This window comes from Candidatus Thermoplasmatota archaeon (genome assembly GCA_029907305.1).
GTDB lineage: Archaea > Thermoplasmatota > E2 > DHVEG-1 > DHVEG-1 > JARYMC01.
On record JARYMC010000109.1, the window covers coordinates 1 to 3,784 of the forward strand.

A 3,784-nucleotide genomic window follows, 5' to 3' on the forward strand; every position below is an offset into this window, starting at 1 on the left:
TTGGACTCCTATACATCGACTACTAATCATGCGTCATAGGAAGCTCCGCCATTTATGGCGGAGAGGATGTCACTTAAACCTTTTTTCTCCATGTCAATAATGTTATAGTCACCATTTAACTGCTTAAAATCTCGTATAACAGCTAGTTGATACCCAGGTGTACCATACAGATCATCTCCAATAACCTCTGAGCACCACAAAACCTCACCACCAACATAGGCATCATAATCCACATTTGATGTTGGGAAACTATGCCAAATAAAATTACCGCCTCTACCTGTACCTTTTGCGTTATGATCGCCAATAACCAGGTAACTAATTCCATCTGTTTCAATATTTCTAGGAGTACCAAAATCATTATTTGTAAGAACAAGGTCTGGGTTTTGATTATTTTTTGTTGGGAAACTATTCCAAATCAAAATACTACAACCCCTTGTACTAGTTACAATAAGTTTCTCGCCATTAGTCCAAACAGCCCAGGGCCAACAAATTGAGTTTTGATCAACATTTTCTGATGAGGTGGTAAAATCATCCTGACCTAGAACCAAATCTGCTGGTTCACCATTTTTGGTTGGGAATTTATTCCAAATTAAAAACCTGTTGTTGTATGTATCTGCGACAATTACTTTTTCTCCATCTGTTGCCACAGCCACAGGCCATCTTAGTTTATCCTGTGTTGTTCCTGGAGTATTTGTATTAAAATCTTTCTGACCAAGAACAACATCAGGTGCAATATTTCCAGTTGGTAAGGTATTCCATATTAAAATCCTGTTATTGCACGTATCAGCAAGTAGCAGATGATTTTGATCGCTGGCTATTCCCATGGAATGGTAAAAACATAATGGTCCGCCAGAGTTATCAAAATCAAACCAGTTTAGTACAATATCTGCATCTTGCCCATTTGTAAACCATCCTGATATAGGTATTGTGTTTTCTTTTTTATAAGAACTTCCAGTTTTTGTAATTTTTACACTTAAACTATGTTCACCATTTTGTGGTCCGGTTGGGGGGGTTAGGGTGTCCATTGTTTGGCTTGTTTTCACTAGTTTGCTTTATGTAACCATATAAACCTGCTATAATCAAAACAAAAAATAATACAATAACAAGCAAACTTTTTTTCATGTTCCATTACCTCAAAAAAACTTAAACAAATTTTTATTTAAAAAATATTTCAATTTAAAAATTGTTTGCAATTAACAAAATGTAATTACAGTTTAGACGGACCTGGCGGGTTGGGAGCAATTCAACAGGAGAAACTCTACTGGAAATTTCTGAATTATAACCAAGTTTGGTATTGCATGTTTTCTCTCTAAAACCATTCTTTTTTTTCTTTCTTTTTCTGGGAGGTTAAACCATGCAAAAAGAATCAATCTATGATAAAATAATAAAATAAGTAAATATCATCATATAAAATAATGTGGGATAAAACCAATTTTTGTATTTTCTATTTGTTTCACACCTAAGTCTTTTTCTGTGAAAACTAACGCTCTTTTTGGTTTGTATGATTTAATAAAACTATGAAAACTTTTACCAGGTTTGGTCTGACTTTTTACTTCAATGGGGACAACACCTGAATTAATATGTAATATAAAATCTACCTCTGCTTTACCTGCTGTTCTCCAGTAATTTATTTTCCCATTAAATTGAGTCTTTAGTTCATTTAAAATAAAATTTTCTAGCATAACTCCTTTGTCTATCCTGCTTTCCAATAACAGAAAATTATTTAGTATAGAATTTCTCAAACCAAGATCATTGAAATAGATTTTTCTTGCTTTTTTTAACTCAGTTGTTAGATTTTTATAATATGGCGAAAGAAGAGAAATGACAGAAGTATCTGATAATATTGATAGGTAGTTTTCAATAGTTTTAAAATCCATGTGCAGTTCACTGATTATTGAAGAAATTTCGAGTAAAGACCCATTATTGAAACTCAGATAATTTAATACTTTTTTGAATTTTTCCATATGCATGACATTGAAAAAAAAGAATACATCTTTTTCAAGATACGTTCTGGCGAGATTTTTTAGTAATTCTATTTTTATTTTTGTATCTTCTTCTTTCACAATAGCAGGATATCCTCCAAAAAGGAGATATTCTTGCAATAAAGAGTTAAATTCTTGTTGAAAAACAGGTTCCATTGTAATATTTTCTTCTTTTTCCAAGAGAAAATCTTGTACTGTTTTTTTGTAGTCTGTAAAGATTTTGTGTAGATCTTTTGCTTTCCATAGAAGAAATTCTTCAAAGTCAAGTGGGAGAAGCTCGAAATAGACTACTCGTCCTACGAGGTGTTTTCCGATTTCAACTTTTATATCAAAGGATCCAGATCCAGTGACAAATATTTTTATTTTATCTGAAAAAAGATCATAAATAAGTTTTAAATTTTTTCCTACATTTTTATTGTATTGTGCTTCATCGATAAAAAGAAGATTTTGCTTGTTTTCAATGTATCTTTTTATAAATTCTTTTGGGTTTTTTTCAAAGCTTTGTAATAGTTCTTCGTCTTCAAGTGTTATATAGTGACCTCCTAGTTGTTGTTGTAAATGCTGTAGTACTGTTGTTTTTCCACTTTGTCGTGGTCCTTTTATTAGAATGATTTCTTTTCTTTTTACCCAGTTTTCCAGGTTTTTATCTATTTTTCTTGGATAGTACTCCATGAATTATTGAATTATTATTTGGATTAATAATGTTTTCGCTGTAAAAAATATTGTACGGACCTGGCGGGATTCGAACCCGCGATTTACAGCTTAGGAGGCTGCCGCCGTATCCAGACTCGGCCACAGGCCCAAACAACATCAATGACAACATAAAGAAGGGTTTTTTAAAACTTGGCAGAAAAATCATTCTAAGGTTCTTTGTAACTAATATTAAAAGATGCTGTCGAAGGATCATACCCTGATTCTTTTTGACTTCTTAGTTCACTTAAACGTATCGTCTCAAAAACCAATCTTTTATCATTTAATAACCTAGAAATACCAGGTATATGTCCATCACCAACCAACGCCATAATCTTATTAAAACGCTGGCTAACATCAACTAATCTTTGTACCATAAACTCGTTACGCTCATCGATCAAAACCCTTTTAATCGTTGGAAAATTTTTACCGATCTCCGCTATATATTTTTCAAGATTGTTCTCAAATTTATTCAGCTCTTTTTCAACACGACTTTTACTTACAAAAAACCCACCGATGCCAGTAAAAAACAGTTTTACTCTCTCAGAAAACTTCATGGACTTCAACATCTTTGTGAAAAGAACTTGAGCGTTCATATCAATGAACTCGATAGGTAGTTGGTGACTCTGCGCATAGTTGATCGCTGTAAGCATCTCCTCCCCAGCTGTTACACCATATTTCTGGGCCATACTTTCCTGGAACTTGGCTAAAAGCTTGTAAATAACTGGTAGATTCCTGCTGTTTTCTTTATATCTCTCAGGATTAGAGGTTTTCATCGTCAGTGCATTGTATCGTTGTTCATCTAACTCAACACATAAGACTTCAGGGTTTTTTTCATCAAATATCCTAAGGAGAGACGAAGAAAGATCAAATACGTGACCTGTTCCTATTAACGTAATCATCTTTTTTTCATCCATTTTTTGTTTTTTAAGGCATCTTTTCCCGTTATTTTATTTTTATTGTACACTACTCTCGTTAGTTGAAAAATAGTGCTTGTTAACTTAAGATTTAAGTAATGGTAGCATCCATCCATGTTTTTTTGGTGAATAAAATATGGAGGGGATGCTACCATATATAGAGGAATTATTAGAAGCTAGAAATATTTTTGTACG

General features: G+C 33.0%; 3 protein-coding genes and 1 tRNA gene. All 4 read right to left on the minus strand.

What is annotated here, in order from left to right:
• Positions 1 to 26: 26 nt before the first annotated feature.
• On the minus strand, positions 27 to 1,025 hold the full coding sequence (locus tag QHH19_06970; protein ID MDH7518062.1) for a hypothetical protein: 999 nt from the start codon (positions 1,023 to 1,025) through the stop codon (positions 27 to 29).
• A gap of 378 nt (positions 1,026 to 1,403) precedes the next feature.
• Positions 1,404 to 2,654 (minus strand): ATP-binding protein, encoded by a 1,251-nt coding sequence (locus QHH19_06975; GenBank protein ID MDH7518063.1) that lies wholly within the window; start codon positions 2,652 to 2,654, stop codon positions 1,404 to 1,406.
• Positions 2,655 to 2,709: 55 nt separating this feature from the next.
• A tRNA-Arg gene (locus QHH19_06980) sits at positions 2,710 to 2,784 on the minus strand.
• 58 nt (positions 2,785 to 2,842) lie between these two features.
• Positions 2,843 to 3,574 (minus strand): TraB domain-containing protein, encoded by a 732-nt coding sequence (locus tag QHH19_06985; protein ID MDH7518064.1) that lies wholly within the window; start codon positions 3,572 to 3,574, stop codon positions 2,843 to 2,845.
• Positions 3,575 to 3,784 lie beyond the last annotated feature (210 nt).

Coding starts and splice junctions, on each gene's coding strand:
- QHH19_06970 (MDH7518062.1), bottom strand. CDS start 1,025: ATGGACACCCTAACCCCCCCAACCGGACCACAAAATGGTGAACATAGT.
- QHH19_06975 (MDH7518063.1), bottom strand. CDS start 2,654: ATGGAGTACTATCCAAGAAAAATAGATAAAAACCTGGAAAACTGGGTA.
- QHH19_06985 (MDH7518064.1), bottom strand. CDS start 3,574: ATGATTACGTTAATAGGAACAGGTCACGTATTTGATCTTTCTTCGTCT.